22 protein-coding genes are annotated in these 21,474 nt (G+C 69.2%); 14 read left to right on the plus strand and 8 right to left on the minus strand.

What is annotated here, in order from left to right:
* From ABT009_RS42600 to ABT009_RS42630, 7 genes are all read left to right on the plus strand, one after another.
* The coding region (locus tag ABT009_RS42600; protein WP_351307202.1) for a CocE/NonD family hydrolase at nucleotides 1-845 on the plus strand (845 nt) is incomplete at its 5' end.
* Nucleotides 846-977: 132 nt separating this feature from the next.
* Nucleotides 978-1,193: a hypothetical protein gene (locus tag ABT009_RS42605; protein WP_351307204.1), complete on the plus strand. Its 216-nt coding sequence runs from the start codon at nucleotides 978-980 to the stop codon at nucleotides 1,191-1,193.
* Between the two features lie 78 nt (nucleotides 1,194-1,271).
* Nucleotides 1,272-2,084 carry a DinB family protein gene (locus ABT009_RS42610; protein WP_351307205.1) on the plus strand — a complete coding sequence of 271 codons (813 nt, stop codon included), beginning with the start codon at nucleotides 1,272-1,274 and terminating at the stop codon, nucleotides 2,082-2,084.
* A gap of 332 nt (nucleotides 2,085-2,416) precedes the next feature.
* A complete protein-coding gene (locus tag ABT009_RS42615) occupies nucleotides 2,417-3,703 on the plus strand; it encodes an ABC transporter substrate-binding protein (protein ID WP_351307207.1) in 1,287 nt (428 codons plus the stop codon).
* A 6-nt stretch (nucleotides 3,704-3,709) separates the two neighbouring features.
* A complete protein-coding gene (locus tag ABT009_RS42620) occupies nucleotides 3,710-4,615 on the plus strand; it encodes a carbohydrate ABC transporter permease (RefSeq protein WP_351307209.1) in 906 nt (301 codons plus the stop codon).
* Nucleotides 4,615-5,550 (plus strand): carbohydrate ABC transporter permease, encoded by a 936-nt coding sequence (locus tag ABT009_RS42625; protein WP_351307211.1) that lies wholly within the window; start codon nucleotides 4,615-4,617, stop codon nucleotides 5,548-5,550. Before ABT009_RS42620 ends, ABT009_RS42625 begins: the two co-directional genes overlap by 1 nt.
* Complete coding sequence (locus tag ABT009_RS42630; RefSeq protein WP_351307213.1) at nucleotides 5,547-8,126, plus strand: beta-galactosidase; 2,580 nt, start codon at nucleotides 5,547-5,549, stop codon at nucleotides 8,124-8,126. Before ABT009_RS42625 ends, ABT009_RS42630 begins: the two co-directional genes overlap by 4 nt.
* A 384-nt stretch (nucleotides 8,127-8,510) precedes the next feature.
* Here the strand turns inward: ABT009_RS42630 and ABT009_RS42640 are convergent, their stop codons facing one another.
* A complete protein-coding gene (locus ABT009_RS42640) occupies nucleotides 8,511-9,290 on the minus strand; it encodes an SDR family NAD(P)-dependent oxidoreductase (RefSeq protein WP_351307214.1) in 780 nt (259 codons plus the stop codon).
* A gap of 464 nt (nucleotides 9,291-9,754) precedes the next feature.
* Here ABT009_RS42640 and ABT009_RS42645 point away from each other — a divergent pair, with 464 nt between their 5' ends.
* The 3 genes from ABT009_RS42645 (at nucleotide 9,755) to ABT009_RS42655 (ending at nucleotide 12,315) form a co-directional block, all read left to right on the plus strand.
* Nucleotides 9,755-11,128: an MBL fold metallo-hydrolase gene (locus ABT009_RS42645; protein WP_351307216.1), complete on the plus strand. Its 1,374-nt coding sequence runs from the start codon at nucleotides 9,755-9,757 to the stop codon at nucleotides 11,126-11,128.
* A gap of 66 nt (nucleotides 11,129-11,194) precedes the next feature.
* Entirely contained in the window at nucleotides 11,195-11,575 is a 381-nt protein-coding gene (locus tag ABT009_RS42650; RefSeq protein ID WP_351307218.1) for a rhodanese-like domain-containing protein, read from the plus strand.
* Nucleotides 11,572-12,315: a sulfite exporter TauE/SafE family protein gene (locus ABT009_RS42655; protein ID WP_351307220.1), complete on the plus strand. Its 744-nt coding sequence runs from the start codon at nucleotides 11,572-11,574 to the stop codon at nucleotides 12,313-12,315. The genes ABT009_RS42650 and ABT009_RS42655 overlap by 4 nt, the downstream gene beginning before the upstream one ends.
* A gap of 65 nt (nucleotides 12,316-12,380) precedes the next feature.
* On the opposite strand, the gene ABT009_RS42660 is transcribed toward ABT009_RS42655, so the two are convergent.
* Entirely contained in the window at nucleotides 12,381-12,659 is a 279-nt protein-coding gene (locus ABT009_RS42660) for a metal-sensitive transcriptional regulator (protein WP_351307222.1), read from the minus strand.
* Between the two features lie 71 nt (nucleotides 12,660-12,730).
* Here ABT009_RS42660 and ABT009_RS42665 point away from each other — a divergent pair, with 71 nt between their 5' ends.
* Nucleotides 12,731-13,303 (plus strand): rhodanese-like domain-containing protein, encoded by a 573-nt coding sequence (locus tag ABT009_RS42665; RefSeq protein WP_351307223.1) that lies wholly within the window; start codon nucleotides 12,731-12,733, stop codon nucleotides 13,301-13,303.
* A 570-nt stretch (nucleotides 13,304-13,873) separates the two neighbouring features.
* Here ABT009_RS42665 and ABT009_RS42670 read toward each other — a convergent pair.
* Both ABT009_RS42670 and ABT009_RS42675 read right to left on the minus strand, forming a co-directional pair.
* On the minus strand, nucleotides 13,874-14,065 hold the full coding sequence (locus ABT009_RS42670; RefSeq protein ID WP_351307225.1) for a hypothetical protein: 192 nt from the start codon (nucleotides 14,063-14,065) through the stop codon (nucleotides 13,874-13,876).
* A 528-nt stretch (nucleotides 14,066-14,593) separates the two neighbouring features.
* Nucleotides 14,594-15,097, minus strand: coding sequence for a MarR family winged helix-turn-helix transcriptional regulator (locus ABT009_RS42675; protein WP_351307227.1), 504 nt, complete (start codon nucleotides 15,095-15,097; stop codon nucleotides 14,594-14,596).
* 129 nt (nucleotides 15,098-15,226) lie between these two features.
* Here ABT009_RS42675 and ABT009_RS42680 point away from each other — a divergent pair, with 129 nt between their 5' ends.
* Nucleotides 15,227-15,676 carry a DUF6069 family protein gene (locus ABT009_RS42680; RefSeq protein WP_351307229.1) on the plus strand — a complete coding sequence of 150 codons (450 nt, stop codon included), beginning with the start codon at nucleotides 15,227-15,229 and terminating at the stop codon, nucleotides 15,674-15,676.
* A 167-nt stretch (nucleotides 15,677-15,843) separates the two neighbouring features.
* Nucleotides 15,844-16,008 carry a hypothetical protein gene (locus ABT009_RS42685; protein WP_351307231.1) on the plus strand — a complete coding sequence of 55 codons (165 nt, stop codon included), beginning with the start codon at nucleotides 15,844-15,846 and terminating at the stop codon, nucleotides 16,006-16,008.
* A gap of 28 nt (nucleotides 16,009-16,036) precedes the next feature.
* Here the strand turns inward: ABT009_RS42685 and ABT009_RS42690 are convergent, their stop codons facing one another.
* The 4 genes from ABT009_RS42690 to ABT009_RS42705 all read right to left on the minus strand — a co-directional run bounded on the left by ABT009_RS42690 (nucleotide 16,037) and on the right by ABT009_RS42705 (nucleotide 20,162).
* The gene (locus tag ABT009_RS42690; protein ID WP_351307233.1) at nucleotides 16,037-17,068 is read right to left on the minus strand and encodes a LacI family DNA-binding transcriptional regulator; all 1,032 of its coding nucleotides are present in this window, start codon (nucleotides 17,066-17,068) and stop codon (nucleotides 16,037-16,039) included.
* Nucleotides 17,069-17,143: 75 nt separating this feature from the next.
* The gene (locus ABT009_RS42695; RefSeq protein ID WP_351307235.1) at nucleotides 17,144-17,980 is read right to left on the minus strand and encodes an ATP-binding cassette domain-containing protein; all 837 of its coding nucleotides are present in this window, start codon (nucleotides 17,978-17,980) and stop codon (nucleotides 17,144-17,146) included.
* Entirely contained in the window at nucleotides 17,977-18,972 is a 996-nt protein-coding gene (locus tag ABT009_RS42700) for an ABC transporter permease (RefSeq protein WP_351307236.1), read from the minus strand. The genes ABT009_RS42695 and ABT009_RS42700 overlap by 4 nt, the downstream gene beginning before the upstream one ends.
* Nucleotides 18,973-19,121: 149 nt before the next feature.
* The gene (locus ABT009_RS42705) at nucleotides 19,122-20,162 is read right to left on the minus strand and encodes a sugar ABC transporter substrate-binding protein (RefSeq protein WP_351307238.1); all 1,041 of its coding nucleotides are present in this window, start codon (nucleotides 20,160-20,162) and stop codon (nucleotides 19,122-19,124) included.
* Between the two features lie 250 nt (nucleotides 20,163-20,412).
* Here ABT009_RS42705 and ABT009_RS42710 point away from each other — a divergent pair, with 250 nt between their 5' ends.
* Complete coding sequence (locus ABT009_RS42710) at nucleotides 20,413-21,375, plus strand: carbohydrate kinase family protein (protein WP_351307240.1); 963 nt, start codon at nucleotides 20,413-20,415, stop codon at nucleotides 21,373-21,375.
* Nucleotides 21,376-21,474 lie beyond the last annotated feature (99 nt).

Consider the following 21,474-nt stretch of genomic DNA (forward strand, 5'->3'; position numbering starts at 1 on the left):
TGCACTACCTGCTCATCGACGCGATCGACCACGAGAACCACCACGTCGACCGCAGCCCCGCCCAGCACGGCCCCGACGCCGACCACACCCTGAACACCGAGGCACTCCAGGGCATGCTGCCGCGCTACCTGGACCCGGCCCTCGACTTCTTCGACATCTTCCTGCGTCATCAGGGCGCCGCCGAGGACCTGCCCAAAGTGCGCTGGCACCAGGTGCACGCCGCCGAGCGCGGTTTCCGTGAGTCCGCCACGTGGCCGCCGACCGGGTCGGTGACATACGAACTCCACTTGGCAGAGGGTGAGTTGGCCGAGAAGGAGCCCGTCACCGGCACCGCATCCTGGGTCCACGAGCCGGCCGACCCGGTGCCGTCGGCCTCCCCGAACTCCTTCGCGTATCTGCAGACCAACCCCCGCCTGCAGGACTGGTCCACCCGCCCGGACGTCGCGGTCTTCGACGCCGCACGGACGCCCGACGCGCTCGACCTGACCGGCCCGGTCACCCTGTCGCTGCACCTGTCCACCACCGGCCCGTCCAGCGACCTGTTCGCCAAACTGCTGGACGTGCACCCGGACGGCGAGGCGGAACTCATCGCGCACGGCCGCGCCCACGTCCCCGGCCCAGCGCACCGGGTCGATCTGTCCCTCGGACACGCGGGCTACCGGCTGCGCCCCGGCCACCGACTCCGCCTCCACCTGCACAGCAGCGACCACCCCGAGTTCGTACTGCACCCGGGCACGGACGACAACCCCTGGCTGGCCACCGACACGGTCAAGACCCGGCAGGAGATCCGGCTCGGCGGAGGGGACGGCGCCCGGCTGCGGCTCACGGTGACCGCGGCCACCTGAACATGCCCGCACATGCGGCAGGCCTCCGGGACGAATCCTGTCGCGCCAGGTCGAACATGTGTCGCTCGCCGTCGCGTGCCGCTCCTTCCTGCTCTCCCACGATGGGAGCAGCTTCGATTCGAGGAGAGCATCATGAACGCAACGGAGGCGACGGGCGGCGCGGTGACGCGTGGCGCGTGCCCGCATGACTGTCCCGATACCTGCGCCATGCTCGTGACCGTCAAGGACGGCAAGGCGGTCGATGTGACCGGTGACCGAGAGCATCCGTACACCCGTGGCGGCCTGTGTGTGAAGGTCGACAACTACCCCGGGACGATCCGCACACGGACCGCTCGGGCCTGCCGGTGATACCAGAATCGGGCGTCTTGTCAGAGCTGGTCGGTACTGTCGAATCGAAGGTGGTCCGACATCCCCGGGGGGACTGACATGGGTGAGTCTGACGGAAGCCTGCGGGGAGCCACTTTCGAGCATGTGGCGATGACCGGCGCCCGGTTCTACGTCGCCGACCTGAGCGGTGCCCGCTTAGAGCAGGTCAACATGAGCGGCGTCCTGATGCGCGGCGTCGAGTTGTTCAACGTGGACATCATGGGTGAGGTGTGGAACCTCACGATCAACGGCGTGGACATCGCACCGCTGGTCGAGGCCGAGCTGGACCGACGCCACCCGGACCGGGCCAAGATGCGCCCGACCGATCCAGCGGGTTTCCGCGAGGCATGGGAGATCCTCGAGCGGCTGTGGGACGGAACCGTGGCGCGCGCCCGCCGGCTGAGCCCGGAACTGCTGCACGAATCGGTCGACGGCGAGTGGTCCTTCATCGAGACCCTGCGTCACCTGGTGTTCGCCACCGACGCATGGATCCGGCGCGTGATGCTCGGGGACCCGAGCCCATGGGACCCCCTTGACCTGCCTTTCGACCAGATGCAGGACGAACCCGGCGTGCCGCGCGACCGAGACGCACGCCCGTCGCTGGACGAGGTCGTGGCCCTACGGACGGACCGGATGGCCACGATGCGCCAGGTGCTGAACGACCTCACCGACGAGCAGCTGAGCTCCCGCACGGTACCGGTCACCGAACCCGGGTGGCCCGGGCCGGAGAGCTATCCCGTCCGGGATTGCCTGCTGTGCATCCTCAACGAGGAGTGGCAGCACCGCCTGTACGCCGAGCGCGACCTGGACGTGCTGGAGTCACGCAGCCCGCAGCACCATGAACCTGAGCCTCCAGGCGGCGAAGGGGCCTGAACCACTGAGTGGGCGACGTCGCTCTTTCCGAAGAGCGGACGCTGGATCGTGCCCGTGAAAAGGGCAGTCCGGAGTGCCGACAGTTGCAGGTGCCTTGTATCGATACAGGCTCCCCGCGCGTTCCGCCTGAGTCAAGAGAGGTGCGCGAACCAGATTGGTCGTCCTGCGGCCGCTTCCGCGGCGGCATAACGACTGAGATGCGATCAGAAACGCGTGGGAAACAAGGTCTTGTCCCTGACTTAAAACGATGGTTAGTTTAACCGCCACTCGAAGCCCGGCCCAGTCGTCGGGCGACCTCCAGAGCTGTGACACGTCCAAGGAAGGGCAGTGCCATGTCGCTTGACAGAGCGCAGGTTTCACGTCGGAGTTTTCTTGGTCTGGGAGTCGCGGCGGGCGTCATCACGCTCACGGCGTGCGGCTCCAGCAGCGGTTCGAGCGATGAGCCCCTCGTGATGACGGTGTGGGGCGGCGAGACCGACCGGACCACGTACCAGAAGCGCATCGACCTGCTGGTGAAGAAGTACCCCGACCTGAAGGTGAAGCTCCAGCTGATCCCGTCGGACTCGTACCCGCAGAAGGTGCAGACGATGATCGCGGGCGGCAAGGGCCCGGACATCATGCAGGTCGCGGAGAACGTCAACGTCTACTCGAGCAAGAACCAGCTCCAGCCGCTGGACGACCTCGCCAAGAGCGCGGGGCTGGACCTGAGCAAGCGGTTCGGGTCGATCGGGTCGCTCTACTCGTACCAGGACAAGGTCTACGCGATACCGGACCGTTCCGGCGCGATGATCGTCTACTACAACAAGACCCTGTTCGAGTCGAAGGGCATCAAGGCGCCCACGGCCGACTGGACGTGGGACGACACCCTCGACGCGTTCAAGGAGCTGACGAGCAAGGGCAAGACGTGGGGCTACGGGGGCGCGGGCTGGTGGCCCCAGTGGTGGAGCTTCGCGTACCAGAACGGCGGCACCATCATCGACGCGAACGGCAAGCCGGCGGTGGACAGCGACGAGGTCGTCGAGGCGTTGCAGTGGGCGGGCGACCTGCTCTTCAAGCACGGCGTGGTGCCGACGAAGGCCCAGTACGCCGACATGGGCACGGACGTCGGCGGTGACCAGGCCTTCGCGGCCGGCAAGGTCGCGGTCAACACCACCGGGTTCTGGGCCATCGCCGGCCTCACGGACACCAAGTTCGAGTGGGACATCGCACCGATGTGGCGCGGCAAGAAGCAGGCCGTGTCCTCCTTCGGCAGCGGCCTCGCCATCTCCCGTACCGCCAAGAACCCCAAGAACGCGATGAAGGCGATCGACTTCCTCACCTCGCCGACGGCCCAGCAGCAGATCATCGCCACCGGCGAGGACGTGCCGGCCAACCTCGAGGTGCAGCAGAGCGAGGCGTTCCTCAAGCCGGCGTGGATGAAGACGCCGGTGAACATGGGCGTGTTCGGCGAGTCGAGCTCCTTCCTCTTCAAGGCGCCGTTCATTCCCGAGTGGAACGAGATGCAGGCGGCGTTCGACACCGGACTGGCCGACTTCTGGCTCGGCAAGGAGAAGAGCGCCAAGAACGCGCTCAGCGCGGTCCAGAAGAACCTCGAGTCCATCATCAAGTCCGCGGGATAGCCGACGATGGCCATGTCGAAGCTGCGGCGCCGTGAGGCGCTCTGGTTCTACCTGTTCGTCTCGCCGTGGGTGATCGGGTTCCTCGTGTTCCTGCTGGGGCCGATGATCTCGTCGATCTACCTCTCGATGACGGACTGGGACTCCTTCACCGCGCCCAAGTGGGTCGGCCTGCAGAACTACACCAAGCTGCTGACCGAGGATCCGGTGTTCTGGAAGGCCCTCGGGAACACCTTCCACTACGCGGCGATCTCCGTCCCTCTCGGACTGCTGATCGGGCTGTGGCTGGCGAACCTGCTCAACAAGCAGGTTCGTGGCCGCAAGCTGTTCCGCACCCTGATCTACCTGCCGACGCTGGTGCCCCTGGTCGCCGCCTCGATGGCCTTCCGGGTGGTACTCGCCCCGTCGGGTCCGCTCAACGACGTGCTCGGCAAGATCGGTATCTCCGGGCCGCAGTGGCTGCTGGACCCGGGCTGGGTGAAGTACGCACTGATCCTGCTGTCGGTGTGGAGCGCGGGCAGCGCGACCGTCCTGCTGCTCGCCGCGATGAGGGGCATTCCGCAAGAGCTGTACGAGGCGGCCGAAATCGACGGCGCCGGCCCGGTGCGGCAGTTCTGGAGCATCACGGTGCCGCAGCTGACCCCGGTCATCTTCTTCAACCTGGTGATGGGGCTGATCGCGGCGTTCCAGGTCTTCTCACAGGTGTACATCCTCACGCCCAAGGCCTCCCAGCCCGGTACGTACAACGCGAGCCAGACGATGGTGCCGTACCTGTTCGACCAGGCGTTCTCCTATTACCACATGGGCTACGCGTCGGCGATCTCGTGGCTGCTGTTCGCCGTGATCCTGGTGTTCACCCTGCTGGCCTTCCGCACCACCCGCCGCTGGGTGTTCTACGAGACCGAGGTGAAGTGATGGCGACCGTGGTATCCGCCGCCGCGCCGCAGCACGAAGGCGAAAAGCGCCGCCAGGACGAAGGGGGCGCGAGCGGTGCGCCCCGCGTCCTGCGGGTGTTCCGGGCGACACCCTTCACCTACGCGACCCTGATCGTCGTGTCGGCGCTGCTGTCGACGCCGCTGGTGTTCGCCGTGTCCATCGCACTGTCGAGCGACCACACGGTGGCCACCAACGGGTTCACGATCTTCCCGCACGAGTTCCGCTGGGAGAACTTCACCCGGGTCTTCAGCAGTGATCTGCCGATGGGCCGGTTCCTGGTCAACTCCCTGATCATCTCGGTCGGTTCAGTCATCGGCCAGATGGTGTCGAGCGGCCTGGTCGGCTACGCGTTCGCGCGTCTGAGGGCCCCCGGGAAGAACGTGATGTTCCTCGTCGTCATCGCGACGATGATGATTCCGACGCAGATCACGATGATCCCGCAGTTCATCCTGTTCAAGGACCTGGGCTGGGTGAACACCTATCTGCCGCTGATCGTGCCCAACTTCTTCTCGAACGCGTTCAACGTCTTCCTTGTACGCCAGTTCGTCTCCCGTCTGCCGAATCAGCTCGACGAGGCGGCCATGGTGGACGGGCTCGGATTCTTCGGCATCTACCGGCGCATCATGCTCCCGATGCTGTGGCCCGTGCTGATCGCGATCGGCATCTTCACCCTGACGTACAACTGGGGTGACTTCATGGGGCCGTTGATCTACCTCAACGACGAGTCGAAGATGCCGCTGGCGCTGGGCGTGCAGTACATCACCACCACGGGCGTGGCAGGCCAGCCGCCGCCGTGGAACCTGGTGATGGTCGGTTCGATCCTTCTCACGCTGCCGATGATCGCCGTCTACTACCTCGGCCAGCGGTACCTGTACGAAATGGACATCAGCGGCGGAAGCGCGGGGGTCAAGTGAGTCATCCGGCCATCGTCAACAGCGGCATCGAGCTCGACGCCCGGGGCATCTGGACCGACGGCAGTCCGCGCGTCGTGCTGTGCGCGTCGCTGTTCTACTTCCGCCTTCCGCGGGAGCAGTGGCGTTCGCGGCTCGAACAGGTACGGGCGTCGGGATACACCTGCGTGGACGTCTATCTGCCGTGGAACTTCCACGAGACGGCGCCCGGCCGCTGGTCCTTCGAGGGCCGGCGGGACGTCGCCGCCTTCCTGGATCTCGCGCAGGAGACCGGGCTGTACGTCATCGCGCGGCCAGGCCCGTACATCTGCTCAGAGTGGGACGGCGGCGCGCTGCCCGCCTGGTTGGGCCTCGATCCCGACCTGAGGGTCCGTCAGCACGAACCGCGGTTCCTCGCCCAGGTCAGCGCGTGGTTCGATCAAGTGCTGCCCATTCTGGCCGACCGCCAGTACCCGGAGGGCGGCCCGGTCATCATGGTGCAGTTGGAGAACGAGCTGGACTTCTTCGACTGCGAGGACCGCACGGGATATCTGACCGCCCTGCGCGACCAGGTAGTTCACCACGGCATCACCGTGCCGCTGATCGCCTGCGCCGGACAGGGTGATCTCACGGGTGCCACCGGAGACGTCCCTGGGGTCGTACCGGCGTGCAACTTCTACCCGGACGACGACTCCCCGCACATCGAACCCGAAGTACGGCGCTACGCCGAGATGGTGGCGGACCGCGGTGTGCCGCTGCTGATCACCGAGACGAATCGGCGCCATCGGACGCTGCGGCGGCTGCTGGCGAGCGGCGCCTCGTTGATCGCGCCGTATCTGCAGTCGTCCGGGTGGAACTTCGGGTACACGCCGTCCAGCGGGAACTGGGGCAACCCCGGCAACTTCATGAGCCACGGCTACGACTTCGGCGGATACGTCTCGTCAACCGGTGCCGAAAGGCCCGAGTACACCGAGGCACAGGTGTTCGCGCGCGTCATCGACGCGTTGGGATCGCGGCTGGCGCTCGCAACGTCGACCGTGCCTCGCGTGGAGGTCACCGCCGACTTTCCGACCAGCTCGTCGCCGTCGGCTCTGGACCTTCATGAAGGCGGCCAGCTGATTGCCGTACCGAATCTCGGCACGGCACCGGGCAGGGCGGTGGTGAACGGCGAATCGGTTGCCGTCGCACCGGACTCATGTCCGCTGATGCTGGTGGACGTGCCGTTGCGGTCCTGGGGTTCCGACGCGACGCTGACCCTGGCGTCGGCGGATCTGGTCGCGGCGACGGAGGGCGCGCTGGCGTTCTCCTCCGACGTGCCGGTCACCGTCGTCCTGGGTGGAACCCAGGTGGAGATCCCGGCACCGGCGAACGGCGCACCCGAGCGGACGATCGTCGACGGACTGACGCTTGTCGTGCTGGCGCCGTCGGACGCCGCCCGCCTCCAAGTGCTGGACCGCGACGGCACCGTGCAACTGACCGACGCGCCGGACCGGCAGGACACGACGCCGCCGGCCACCGTACAGGCGGTGCGGCGGCGGTCGGTCGCCGCTCCCGAGAACCCGGCGGGCAGCCACGAGCTGCCGCCGACGCTGGAGTCGCTCGGCGCCTACCGGGGGCGCGGAACCTACCGGACCACGGCGGATCTGACGGGCGTCGACGAACTGCTTCTCGTCGGCGCGGCGGACATCGTCGACCTGTCGATCGCCGGCCGGGTACTTCCGACGGCCGCCGGATTCGGTGCGGCGCAGCGGATCGGCGTCCACGATGTGACGGGCAGCGCCGCAATCGAGGCCCTCGTGGAGATCTGGGGGCACGCCAACTTCGACGACGCGCGCCTGCCCGCACTCCGCCTCGGCGCGCTTCGCGGACTCGGCACGCTGTGGACGGTCCGGGACGTGAGGGACGTGTCGGCTCTGTGGACGGTGCACGGCCAGTGGGCGGGCGTACCGGCGCCCACAAGGGAGCTCGGCGGCTGGAGCAGCACCCGCGTCGGTATACCCATCACCTACACGCGCGGTATCCAGTCGAAAACCGTGTCGGCGCTGCACCTGCGGGGTGTGGTCGAGCCGGTGCGCGTGACCGTGGACGACGGCGAGCCGACCACCGTCCATGCCGAGGATCCCTGGCTCCTGCTGCCCGCCGGTAGCCATCAGGTCTCGATCACGATGCCGCACCACCCGAGCGGCGGCGGCCTTCGCGCCGAGTTGCTCAGCCTCGAGCAGGTGACGGACTGGTCGTGCGCCGTGCAGGACGACGACCTGCTGACCGGGTTCGCCGCCGAGGCCGGTCCCGCGCAGGACATCCCACTACCGCTGGCTCTGAAACCGGGTGAGGAGGCATGGCTCGACGTCGACCTGCCGCCATCCGGCGACGGCTTCCTGATACGGCTGGACGGATCGCAGATCCGCGCGACCGGATGGGCCGCCGGCGAGTGCCTGGGCCGCATCTGGGTCGGCGACCGACCGGCCTTCTCGGGCGGAGACCCGGACGCGCTCTGGGTTCCGGCGGGATGGTCCGGGCTGACCCTCCTGATCAGGGGAATCGAGGGGCAGGGCGATCCGGAGCTCCGTACGCTACGGCTGGAGTCGCCGAACGACTGAGGGGGAATGGTGTCGCGGCGCACGGCCCGTGATCTCCGTAGCGAGAACCGTTGCGAGGTCCTGCGTGCGCTGTTCGAACTCGGGCCGTCCACCCGCCAGGAACTCGCCCGGCACACCGGGCTCAGCTCGGCGACCGTGGTCGTCGAGAGCATGGCCGTCGTCAACCTCGGCACGGGCGTCGGCGTCGGCACAGGCATCGACGGTTCGCTGATCCGCGGCGGGGGATGGACCGCTACGGCGGTACCGACTGCCGGTCCGGCCGGTCCGTGGGTGCCGGGCCTGAGGGCGGCGACGTGGCCGAGCACCATGGGCTCGTGCAGGGCGAAGTCGCCCACCCGGCCTCGGTGGACCGCCCGGCGCCGGGCCGGGTCGGCGCTTCTGAGCTCAGTGAACGGAGAACCCGCCGTCGACGAAGATCGCCTGCCCTGTGACGTAGCCGGAGGCGCGGCTCGCCAGGAACACCGCTGCACCCGCGAAGTCCTCGGCCAGGCCGTTGCGTCCGATCATCGTGCGCGCGGCCAGCTCCGCCACCTTCTCCGGGTCGGACGACAGCTGCGCGTTGAGCGGGGTCATCACAAAGCCCGGCACCAGAGTGTTGCAGGTGACGCCGTGCGGTGACCAGGCCTCGGCCTGGGAGCGGGCCAGCGACTCCAGCGCCCCCTTGGAGACCCCGTAGGCGCCGCTTTGGACGAACGCCCGATGCGCCTGCTGGGAGGTGATGTGGATGATCCGCCCGAAGCCCCGCTCGGCCATGCCGGGACCGAACCGCCGGCCCAGAAGATGCGGCGCCTCCAGGTTCACCGCCATCGTGGCGTCCCACACCTCCTCGCCCAACTCGCCCATCGGCGGCCGCAGGTTGATCCCGGCGCTGTTGACCAGGATGTCGGGCTCGCCGAACACCGCGGCCGCTTGCTCCGCCGCCGCGCGCACACCGTCGCGGGTGCTCAAGTCGGCGCTCACCCAGGCCGCCCGGCAGCCGTCCGCCGCCAGCTCATCGACCGTGGCGGCCAGCTCCGCCTCCTTGCGCGCCACGACCACCACGCTCGCACCCGCTCGCGCGAGAGCCCCGGCGATGGCCCGGCCGATGCCGGAACTGCCGCCCGTCACCACGGCAACGCGGCCGTCCAGCGAGAACAGTTCAGAAAGGTAGCCTTGCGAGATCATGCCCGCACCCTAGACGGCGCGCCCAGGCGAACAGTGCCCGGGACGGAGCGCATTGGGTGAGGGGAACGATGGAGAAGGTATGACGCCCGTTGCGCGGGGGCGCGGTCCTGGCGCGCGGTGACGCGGACGGCCGCGGCCACGGGCACCAGCGGGGCGACGAGCATGACGCAGGTGGTGGGGGCGGAGGACGTGTGCAGCGGGTCCTGTCCCGTTGTCGTCAGCCACAGCAGGATCGCGTACGTCGCAGCGAACTCGTGCCCGTCACCATGACGACCTGCTGAAACACCCTCCAGCCAAGCCCAGGTCCCGTGGGCTCCAGGATCAGCCCAGCCCTTTTCGGCCTCTGAATGAACTCGCTCATGTGACGGCCGTCGCACACCCTCCAAAATACCCCCCTGGGTATCTCTGTTACGGTGAACGCGGATACCCCGGGGGGTAAAACGTAGTGAGGGAGAGCGAGCGCCGTGTTCTTTGCCGACATCCTGGAGACCGAAGGTCTGGGCAACCGGAGCTATCTGGCGGGCGGAGCCCGGGCCGCGGTCGTGGTGGACCCGCCGCGGGACATCGACCGCGTGATCGCCGCGGCAGCTCGGCGAGGAGTGCGGATCACGGCGGTCGCCGAGACGCACGTGCACAACGACTACGTGACCGGCGGCCTGGAGCTGGCCCGGCTGACCGGTGCCCGTTATCTGGTGCCCGCCGGGGCGTCGGTGGCGTACGAACGAGTTCCCGTGGCCGACGGGGACGTGGAGGGCGTCGACGAGGGCCTTGTGCTGCGGGCCGTGGCAACCCCGGGACACACTCCGCACCACACCTCCTACGTGCTGGAGGAGGACGGGCGTGCGGTGGCCGCCTTCACGGGTGGGTCGCTGCTCATCGGCAGTGTGGGGCGGCCCGACCTGGTGGAGCCGCGGCTGACCAAGCAGCTGGCCCGGGCCCAGCACGCCTCCGCGCACCGGCTCGCGACGGAGCTGGACGACGAGGTGGCGGTGATGCCCACGCACGGCTTCGGCAGTTTCTGCTCCTCCGCCCAGGCCGGCGGGGAGCACAGCACCATCGGTGTGGAGAAGGCGTCCAACCCGGCGCTGACTCAGGACGTGGAGACCTTCGTCCGCGAGCTGCTGTCCCGACTCGACGATGTGCCGGCCTACTACGCGCACATGGGTCCGGCCAATGCCGCCGGTCCCGCGCCGATGGACCTCACCCCTCCGCAGCGCGCCGACGCGGGCGAGATCGAGCGGCGCCTTGCGGCGGGGGAGTGGGTCGTCGACCTGCGTAACCGGGTGGCCTTCGCCGCCGGCCACGTGGCCGGTTCGGTCAACTTCGAGCTCGAGGGGCAGCTGGCGACCTACCTGGCGTGGGTGATCCCGTGGGGCAAGCCGGTGACGCTGCTGGCGGAGAGCCCCGAGGAGATCAGCCGGGCCCAGCGCGAACTGGCCCGGGTGGGCATCGACCGCCCGGCCGCCGCGGCCATCGGGTCCCCGGCCGACTGGGTCACCGAGAAGGATCGGCCGGCGTCGTTCCCGCGGGCGACCTTCGCCGACCTGGCCGCCGCGCGCGAGCGGGGCGAGAACGTGGTGGTCCTGGACGTGCGCCGCGCCGCCGAGCGGGCCGGCGGCTGGATCGAGGGCAGCGTGCACATCCCGATTCATCAGGTCCACCAGCGCCTGGACGAGGTGCCCACGGGCACGGTGTGGGTGCACTGCGCCGGCGGGATGCGCGCGGCGATCGCCGCGTCCGTGCTCGATGCCGCCGGGCGTGAGGTGGTGGCCGTCGACGACCGCTACGCAGCGGCCGCCGATGCCGGCCTCCCGCTTGTGGCGCCTGCCCGGAACTGACCGCACGGCCTCGTCTGCCCGGCCATCGGCGGTCCGGCAGTCGAGGAGCACCCAAGGAACGAAACGATGCTCTTCTCCCCATGCGGCCCCGGCCGCATCCCCCCTGCGCAGGCCCACCACATGCTCCAGCGATGTACGGCGGTGCTGCTCGACGTCCGTGAGGCGGACGAGTACCGGGCCGGTCACGCCCCCGGCGCGCTGCATGCTCCGTTGTCGCAGCTGGCCGCCGGGGCAGCGGACGTACCTGGCGCTGCGGACGTACCCGGCCCAGCGGACGGATGCAGCCTGGTCCTGATCTGCCGCTCGGGCAACCGCTCTCAACAGGCCGCGAAGCTGCTGGCCGGGCGGGGGGTGGAGGCGGTGGACGTCACCGGCGGCATGATCGCCTGGGCTGAGCAGGGCCTGCCGGTCCAGGACGGGCACGGCGCAGCGGGCACCGTCATATGACCGCGCTGATCCTGGCACTGCTGGCCGGGGCGCTGGTCGGTCTGGCACTGGGCTCGCTCGGGGCGGGCGGCAGCATCCTGACCGTACCGGCCCTGATCTACCTGCTGGGTTTCAGCCCGGCCGAGGCGACCACCGCCAGCCTGGTCATCGTGATCGTCACCTCGCTCACCGCCCTGCTGGCGCACGCCCGCGCGGGAGCGGTGCGCTGGCGGGCCGGGTTGCTGTTCGCGGCGGCGGGGCTGCTGCCCGCAGCCGTCGCGGGCGCCCTTTCCACGCATATACCGGCCACTGTGCTGACCCTGGCTTTCGCGGCTCTTGCCGTCCTGGCCGCGCTCCGCATGTTGCGCCGCCGGACGCCGCCAGAGAACGGGACGGTGTCGGCGCCGCGTGCGGCGGGGGCCGGGGCCGGGCTGGGTGCGGTGACAGGATTCCTCGGAGTCGGCGGTGGCTTCCTCGCCGTCCCGGCACTGGTGGCCGTGCTCGCCGTGCCGATGAGCGCGGCCGTCGGCACCAGTCTGCTGGTCATCATCGCCAACGCGCTCGTCGCCCTGATCGCCCGGACGGCCACCGCCACCACGCTGAACTGGACCCTGATCATGCCGTTCATCGCGGCCGCCGTCCTGGGCGCCTGGGACGGCAAGCGGCTGAGCGCGAAGGTGTCACCCGCCACGCTGCAACGCGTCTTCGGCAGCCTGTTGCTGACCGTCGCGGTGGCCATGGGGATCGGCGCCCTGCTGTGAAACGTGTGCGGGTCTGCCGTGGCCGCCCAGGCTGTCTGGGCGGCCACGGCAGACCCGCAGGGAACTCAGGCCAATGACAGGAAGAGCTTCTCCAGCCGTGCCCGCATCTGTGCGGAATCCTGCTCCTTGGGGCTCTCGCCGGACATGCACTGCTGCAACCCCGTCGCGATGATCGAGAACCCGGCCCGGTCCAGGGCGCGGGAGACAGCGGCCAGCTGCGTGATGACCTCCTCGCAGTCCCGGCCCTCCTCGATCATCCGGATGATCCCCGAGATCTGCCCCTGGGCGCGCCGCAGCCGATTCAGCGCCGACTTCAGTTCGTCGGTCGTCATGTCGAGTTGCACACATCCTCCTCGGTATACCCCCATGGGTATTTTACCGTGGAGGGAAACCGGCCAATGAAAGGAATTGTTCCGTGACCACCCTCACCACTCTGACCCCGGGCCAGGCCACCTCTCGCTTCGGGGAGTTCACCGTCGTCGATGTGCGCTCTCCCGGTGAGTACGCCGCCGGCCACCTGCCGGGCGCCCACAACGTCCCCCTGGACCGCATCGAGGAGGCCGCCGACGCCCTGAAGACCGCTGCCGGTCGCACGCCTCTGCTGGTGGTGTGCGCATCCGGAGCCCGCTCGGCCAAGGCCTGTGGCCAATTGGCCGACCTGGGCATCGAGGCGGCCACACTGGACGGCGGCACCAGCGCCTGGGCCGCGGCCGGACACGCCGTCGAGCGGCCCGCCGGAGCCCGCACCACCTGGCCCATGGACCGCCAGGTCCGGCTGGCCGCCGGTTCCCTGGTCGTCGTCGGCTTCCTGGCCGGACTGGCCTGGCAGCCCGCGCACTGGCTGTCCGGAGCCGTCGGCGCCGGACTGGTCTTCTCCGGCGTGACCAACACCTGCGGCATGGCCGCCCTCCTGGCCAAGCTGCCCCACAACCGGCCCCCCAAGGACGCCGTCTCCTTCCAGGAGACTCTGGGGCGCTTGGCCGCCTGACTCAGGAGAGACCGCTGCCTCGCCCTAGCGGGGCTTGGTCGGGTGCCTGGCCGGTCTGGCCGTCGGCCTGTTGATCGCGGTGGTGACCGCGCCGGTGGGGGTCTCGGGTGCGAGGAAGTCGGCGAGCGGCCGCGCCGCCGCGCCGGGCGCGGCCCGTCTCGCTCAAGCTGCGGGCGGGGCGACCGCGAAGAGGGATCCCGTGATGGATCCCGCGTACACCACGCCGTTCAGCACCACGGGCTCAGGGATGTCGTTGGTGCGGCTCGCGATGCTCGTGTTTGGATCACGTCGCGCCGCGCTGCGCCACACGGTCTTACTTCTGTTGCCGCGTCGACGCAGATGCCCGTCCGTCACCGCCTTTGTTGGGTGCAGTGCGATCATGGGCAGGCGTGCGCGGGGGCGCACCGCCGGAGGAACCAGCACTGACCCGCCGCACCAAGGCGCAGCGTGCCGCCATCGCCAAGCGTCGCGCCGACGCAATCGACCTGCGCCTCGCGGCGTCGACTGGCTCACCATCGGCCGCAATCTCGCCACCGACCCGGTGCTCGGAAACCGTCAGTCGACCCGTTGCTAGCGCGGCAGCACGATGATCACGAAGCCTTGGTTGAAGCGGTAGTCGAAGCGGTAGTCGAAGCGGTGGTCGAAGCGGTGATCGCGGTGATCGAAGCGGTGGTCGCGGTGATCAAAGCGGTGATGGGAGCGGCCATGGTCGAAGCAGCCCCCGCCCCAGTCACCGCGGTCGTCACACTCGTTGGTGGTCACATGAGTGTGCACGGCAGGGGTTGCCGCTGCGGCCGTACCTGCTGCGCCGACCGCAGCGCCGCCAGCCATCAGAACGCTGACCGCGGACGCCGCTACGAGACGCCTCGCGCGTTGTACTCGCATGGTGGATGCACCTTTCCGCTGTACGGGAACCAGCCGCCCGAGGGCGGACCCCCGGGTTGCGACCCTGCTGTTAGTACGTTGACGGCGCCGTTTTGGATTGGCGCTTTGGCGGGAAGACCGCGGCGGGAGGTGCGCCTGGCGCAGTGAAACGCACCGATGAGCGTGTGCGCCTCCACGACCTGCCCCAGCTCGACACAGTGGCGCGACGGGACATATCCCCGGCGGTGGTTCCCACGCCGCATGTGCCATGCCGAGCCCGGGTGCGGATCCAGGCCCGGCGGGCGATGCCGGGGTGCGGTGTGCAGCTCTCCCACGCGGGCCAGGGCGCCCCACGCGCGTTCGAGTACCGGCTTGTTGGAACTGCGCTCATGGCGGGTGGCCCAGCCGGTCGGTTGTCGGCCGGTATCAGCGCCGGTGCCACGGCAGGGCCGACGGGTAGGCGTCCTCCTCGTCGGCCTGCTTGAGGGAGGCGACCACGGTGGCAGTGATGGTGGCGAGCTGCTCCACCTGTTCGGGGCTGAGTGCGTCGAACATCACGCGGCGGACGGCGGCCACATGGCCGGGGGCCGCCTTGGTCATCACTTCCATGGCGTCGTCGGTGAGTTCGACCAGCTGTCCGCGCCCGTCGGCCGGGTCGTCCCGGCGCCGTACGTAGCCGGACGCTTCCAGGCGGATCACCGCGCGCGTGAGGCGGCTGCGGGTGAACTTCAGCTGCTCGGCGAGGAAGGACATCCCCAGGGTGCGGTCGGGCGCCGCGGACAGGCGAGCCAGGAGGCTGTAGTCCGCGTGCGTCATGGCGGCGTCGCGCCGCAGCTGCTGATCGAGGTAATCGCTCATCAGGGTCGAGCAGTCGACGAAGTCGATCCAGGCTCTCAGCTCCTCGGGAGTGAGCCAGCGGGTGGGAGCCATGGCGGCCACTTTAGTCGAGATGTTTGCCTGATCAAACACTGTGGGAGTAGCGTCTGCAGTGTTTGAACTCTCAAACGCATGTCTTCTGTCGCTGCATCTGTCGTCCCTGCTCCTCTCCAGGAGGTCCCCATGCCCGGTTCCGTCCCCGATGCCGTCTCGTCCGCCCCGTCCGCGCCGCGCTCCCGCGCCCTGACCGTGGTCGCGGGGCTTCTCGCGGCGGCTGTCGTGGGTGTACTCGGGAACGCGGTGGTCGCGTTGCTCGCCCGCGCGGCGGGGGCGTCGGCCGATTTCGATCCGCTGCACCCCACCGCGTATGCGCCGCTGACCGTGTTCGGCGTCGTCCTCGGCGCCATCGGCTGGGCGGTCGTCCGTCGCGTCGCCAAGAACCCGGCGGGGCTGCTGCGGTGGCTGGTGCCCGTGCTCGTGGTCGTGTCGTTCGTGCCCGACCTGTCCCTGCTCGGTGGCGACACGCCCGGCAGTGGCCCGCTGGCCGTCGGTGCACTGATGGTGATGCACGTGGTGGTCGCGGCCGTCGCCGTCGTCGCCTATCGGCGCGTCCTGCCGCTGCCTGTCCGCTGACGCCCCCTGGCGGGCGCGACCGTTCCGGCTTCGGGCGGTCCCGGGGCCCGGGCCGACCGGGTTCCGGGACACCGCCGTGTCAGCGCGACCGCGCCTCCCTCGATCCCCGTGCGAAGGGCGGCCGTTGGCGCCTCCCGCCGGAAAGGCGCACAGCGACCCTGCGGATCTTGCTGGACCACTCGGTCGCCGAACTCTTCACAGCATCCGGCCGCACCCTCACCGTGCGCTTCTACCTTGTCGGCGAGGGCCCTTGGCGCGTGCAGATGGGCACCATGGGCGTGGCGTCCGCCGCGTACGCGGTCGAGGCGTGGGATCTGACCGCATCGGTGTGACCCGGACTGCTCTCGCCAACCGAGAGGATCAAGCCTCCTGCAGCACCCGAGCGGGGCGCTCGCCCGACCCCCGGACGATCAGTCGGGTGGGGACGGTGATGGTGCGGGCGCGGGAGCGGTCGCTGTCCAGGCGGGCCAGGGCGGTGGTCGCTGCCGCTCTGCCGATTTCTTCGGGGTCCTGGGCGACGACGGTCAGGGCCGGCTCGAGTGCCTCGGCGAGCTCCACGTCGTCGAAGGCGACGACGGCGACGTCCTTCCGTTTGCTGCGGGCGAGTTCGGTGACGATTCCCAGCGCGACGATGTTGTTGCCGGCGAACAGGGCGGTGGGGGGATCCGCCAGGCCCAGTAGCTGGGATGTGGCAGCGGAGGCCCCGTGCTGGTCGTGGGCGCTGGTGACCAGGGAACGGTCGTAGGGGATGCCGGCTTCCTGTAGAGCCGTGCGGTAGCCGGCCAGGCGCTCGCGGCGTGTGTAGAGCTTGGTGGGAAGGTCGCCGATGAACCCGATGCGCTGGTGTCCGTGGGCGATCAGATGGGCGACGCCTTCGTGGGCGCCGTCACGGTTGGAGCTGACGACGCTGTCCGTGGCCAGGCCCGCTCCCGGACGGTCGAGGAAGACGACGGGCAGGCCCGCGGCGCGGTGGGTCTTGAGGTGGGAGTGGTCGGCGCCGACGGACGGCACGACCATCAGGATGCTGATGCGGCGCGCGAGGAACTTGTCCGTCAGCGCGCGTTCGCGGTCGGGATCGTCCGCGGAGGAGCCCATGAGCAGGGTCAGGCCGCGGTCGCGGACCGTGTCCTCGATGCTGCGGGCCACGGCTCCGAAGAAGGGGTTGCCGAGGTCGGGGATGACCAGTCCGATGGTGGTGTCCGGTCCGCCGACGCGGATGTTGCGGGCCATGAGGTTGGGCTGGAAGCCGAGCTTGGCCACGGCGGCGAGAACCTGTTCCCTGGTCTGGGCCGAGGCGGGCCCGTCCTCGTTGAGGACGCGGGAGACGGTCTTGGCGCTGACGCCCACTTCTCGGGCGACGTCTGCCAGGGTGGGGCGGCGGTTCGCTGCCATGGAGGAAACGGTCTCCTGTGCTCGTCGGTCCCGGCCGCGGCCTCGGCCGGAACCTGTGAGTGCTTCAGTCGTACGTCAGTTGGCCTGGACGCCTGCGGCCTTCGCCGCCTCGGAATCCGCTACGACAGTACCTCCGGCCTCATCGACGGTGAGGGCGCCGGTCATGATGGCGACGACCTCCGCCATGGAGTAGTCGGAGGGCTTGATCACGGCGGCGCGCCGGCCCAGCCGGTGGACGTGGATCCGGTCGGCGATCTCGAAGACGTGCGGCATGTTGTGGCTGATCAGGACGACCGGCATGCCCTTGTCCCGGACGCGGCGGATCAGGTCCAGGACCTGACCGGATTCCTTGACACCGAGGGCGGCGGTGGGTTCGTCCATGACGACGACGCTGCGGGCCCAGGCGACGGAACGGGCGACCGCGACGGCCTGCCGCTGCCCGCCGGAGAGGGTCTCGACCGACTGCGTGAGCGAACGCAGGCCGATCTTCAGGTCGGCCATGTGCTCCGCGGCCTCCTGGCGCATGCGCTTCTTGTCCAGCATGCGGAAGACGCTGCCGAGGACGCCGGGGCGACGGAGCTCGCGCCCTAGGAACATGTTCGAGGCGATGTCCATGGAGGCGGCCACGGCGAGGTCCTGATAGACCGTCTCGATGCCGTGGGCGCGTGCACTCTGCGGACCGGAGAAGGTGATGGGCTCGCCATTGAGGCGTATCTCGCCCGCGTCGGGGACCACCGCGCCGGTGAGCGCCTTGATCAGGCTGGTCTTGCCGGCTCCATTGTCGCCGATGACGGCGAGGACCTCGCCGGGCATCAGGTCGAAGTCGGCGCCGTCGATGGCGGTGACGTGGCCGTAGCGCTTGACCAGACCGCGGGCCTGCAGCACAGGGGTCGGGGAGGAGGTGGCAGTCATCGGGACTTCTTCCGGGAGATCTGGTCGACGGTCACCGCGAGGATCACCAGGATTCCGGTGATCAGGGTCTGGTAGATGGAGGCGACGCCCATCAGCTGCAGGCCGTTGCGGAAGACGCCGACGATGAGCACGCCGATGAAGGTGCCCAGGACCGATCCGCGTCCGCCGAAGAGGCTGGTGCCGCCGAGGACCACGGCGGTGATGCTGTCGAGGTTGTCGGTCTGTCCTGCCTGGGGGTCGCCGACTCCGGTGCGGGAGATGAGCAGCAGAGCGGCGATGCCGTAGAGGAGACCGGCCACGGTGTAGACGCCGATGGTCAGCCGGGAGGTGCGGATGCCGTTCAGCCGCGCCGCTTCCTGGCTGTTGCCCAGCGCATAGACGTGCCGGCCCCAGCCGGTGCTGCTCAGCGTGTAGGCGAGGAGGAGGAACAGGGCGATGGTGACCAGGGAGCCGTAGGTGATGTCGGTGCGGCCGAGCGGGAAGGTCTGCCCGAGGGCCGTCAGCGGGCCGGGCAGGTTGGTGACCGTCTGCTCCTCGGAGTAGATGTGGGTCAGCGCGAACGCCACGTTGAGCATGCCGAGGGTGACGATGAACGGCGGCAGCGGGATCCTCTGCACCAGCAGCCCGTTGAGCAGCCCGAAGCCGCCGCAGACGACCAGGCCCAGAGCGATGGCGACGAGCGGGGGCAGGGAGCCCTCGGCCGCCATCTTGGCGATCACGATGCTGCCGAACGCCATCACGGCACCGCACGACAGGTCGATGCCCGCCGTGAGGATGATCAGGGTCTGTCCGATGGCGAGTGTGCCGACGACCATGACCTGCTGCACGATCAGCGAGAAGTTGCCGCCCGTGAGGAACTGGTCGGTCGTCAGGGAGAAGAAGGCGCAGGCCAGGAGGAGGGCGACCAGCGGGCCGGTGGTCGGTGCCGTGAGCAGTCTGCGGGCCGTGGTCGGCGCTTTGAGCTCGGCGTACGGCGTGGTCGTGGCTGTCATGCGAAGTCCTTGTCGGAAGACAGAAGTCGTTGTCACTCCTTGTCGGAGGACAAGAGGACGAGGGGGCGGCCGTCCCCGGTCGGGGAGGAGGAGGGGCCGGCCGCCCGACTGAGGGGAGAGGCGGTGTCGTACGGTCCTCGGGGGCGGCTTTAGCCCCAGCAGTTCTCCAGGCCGTAGGCGGTGTCCTTGGACGTGACCCCGTCCTGCGCCTTGTCGGAGATCAGGGTGACGCCCGTGTCGGTGTAACCGGACGCCTTCTTGCCGTCCTTGGCGTACGTAACGACGGCCTTGACGCCCTCGGCGGCCATCTTCAGCGGGTACTGCTGGGACGTGGCGGCGATCTTGCCGTCCTTGACCGCCTGGGTCCCGGTGCAGCCGCCGTCGACGGAGACGATCAGGACGTCCTTCTCCCGGCCCTTGGCCTTGAGCGCGGTGTAAGCGCCCAGGGCGGCCGGTTCGTTGATGGTGTAGACGACGTTGATGTCGGGCTCTTTCTGGAGGCAGTTCTCCATCGCCGTCTGGCCCTTGGCCTGGTCGCCACCGGTGTCCTGGGAGCAGACGACTGCCGGGTCCTTGTCGTCGATGCCGAAGCCCTTCAGGAAGCCGTTGTGCCGCTGGACGCCGACGGACACGCCCGGCGCGAGGTCGAGCGTGGCTATCTTCGCGGTCTTGCCCTTCATGACGGCCTTGGCGTACTCGCCGATCAGCTCGCCGGCCTTGAGGTTGTCGGTGGCGAAGAGGGCGTCGACCGCGCTGTCCGGCTCGGTCGGGGTGTCCAGGGCGATGACCAGGACGCCCTTGGCACGGGCCTTCGCGATCGCGGGCACGATGGCCTTGGAGTCGCTCGGGGTGATCAGGATGCCCTTCACACCGGAGGCGACCATGTTCTCGATGGCCGTGACCTGACCTGCGTTGTCGCCGTCGAACTTGCCAGCGGCGGTGACCAGTTGGGCGCCGTTCTCCTTGGCGGCCTTCTCCGCGCCCTCCTTCATCTTCACGAAGAACGGGTTGGTGTCGGTCTTGGTGATCAGACCGACCTTGACGTCGCCCGAACTGGCGCTGGACGAACCCGATCCGGAGCCGGAGCCGGAGCCGGAGCCGGAGCCGCAGGCCGTCAGGGTGAGGGCCGCGACGCCCGTGACCGCGGCGGCTCTGAGGAGGGAGGAGGACCGGCGAGTGGTGCGAGACATGTTCGACTCCTGTGGGATAGCGAGCGGCACGGGGTCGGGATCAGAGCATGCCGCCCGAGGTGTCATCGTTGACTTATGTCATCGTTGACACTGCATGGCGAGGATGATGGACTCCGTCTCCCGGAAACGTCAATGCCTTGCACTCGTCACAAATCGGCAACGCCCGCGGCCGTCGCCCGCCCGTAGTCGTCCGGCAGCTGCGCCACGACGCGTCCGGTTTGCCCGTGTGTTCGTCAGAGAAGAGCAGCCCATGAGCCCGCGTCAGATCACAGTCCTGGGGGAGTGCGTCGCGGACGCGTTCGCCGAACCCGCAAGCACCTCGAACGAACTCGCCCTGCGCGTCCTGCCCGGCGGCGGACCTGCGAATACGGCCGTGGCCCTGGCCCGGCTTGGCACCCCGGCCCGCTTCCTCGCGCGATTGTCCGGCGACGTGTTCGGCCGCCTGTTCCGCGCCCATCTGGAGGCATCGGGGGTGGACCTTTCGAACGCCGTCCCGGCCGCGGAACCCAGCACACTCGCCGTGGCGGAGCTGGACGCCCAGGGGCAGGCTGCGTTCTCCTTCCATGCGCAGGGCACGGCCGACTGGCAGTGGACGGCCGAGGAACTGGCGCGGGTGGACCTGTCCGAAACCGCCTGTGTGCACACCGGATCCCTGGCCCTGGTCCGGGAACCCGGGGCGGTGGTGGTGGAGGAATTCCTGGCGGCGGCCGCCCCCGGATCGACGGTCAGTATCGACCCAAATGTCCGGCCGCTCCTGGTGCACCCCGACGTCTACCGCGCCCGGCTGGCGCACTGGTGCGAACTCGCGGATGTGCTGCGGCTGAGCGAGGACGACCTGGAACTCCTGCTGCCGGGCACATCGCCCGAGCAGGCGTGCGACATCTGGCACGCGGCCGGGGCGCGGCTCGTCGTGATCACGCGCGGCGCCGACGGTGTCCTGGCCTCACTGGACGGCGAACGGATTCAGGTGCCCGCGGTGGCGACGAAGGTCGTCGACACGGTCGGGGCAGGGGACTCCTTCACCGCCGGGCTGCTGCACCACCTCGGCGCCCACGGCCTCCTCGGTGGCCGGCTGACGGAACTCCATCTGGACGATGTCGCGGCGGCCTGCCGGTTCGCCGCTCAGGTCGCGGCTCTGACCTGCTCGGTTGCCGGTCCCAATCCGCCGTGGCAGAGCCAGCTGGCGCAGCCGGCCACAGCCGACGGCGTATGACGGGCAGACGAGCTGCGTAGGGCTACATCGCCCCCGAACTGTTGACGCGTTGGCCGGATTGCCCCCATCATCGGGCCACTCGATGTCATCGATGACACA

The sequence above is a fragment of the Streptomyces sp. NPDC002896 genome, assembly GCF_040295225.1.
Taxonomy (GTDB): domain Bacteria; phylum Actinomycetota; class Actinomycetes; order Streptomycetales; family Streptomycetaceae; genus Streptomyces.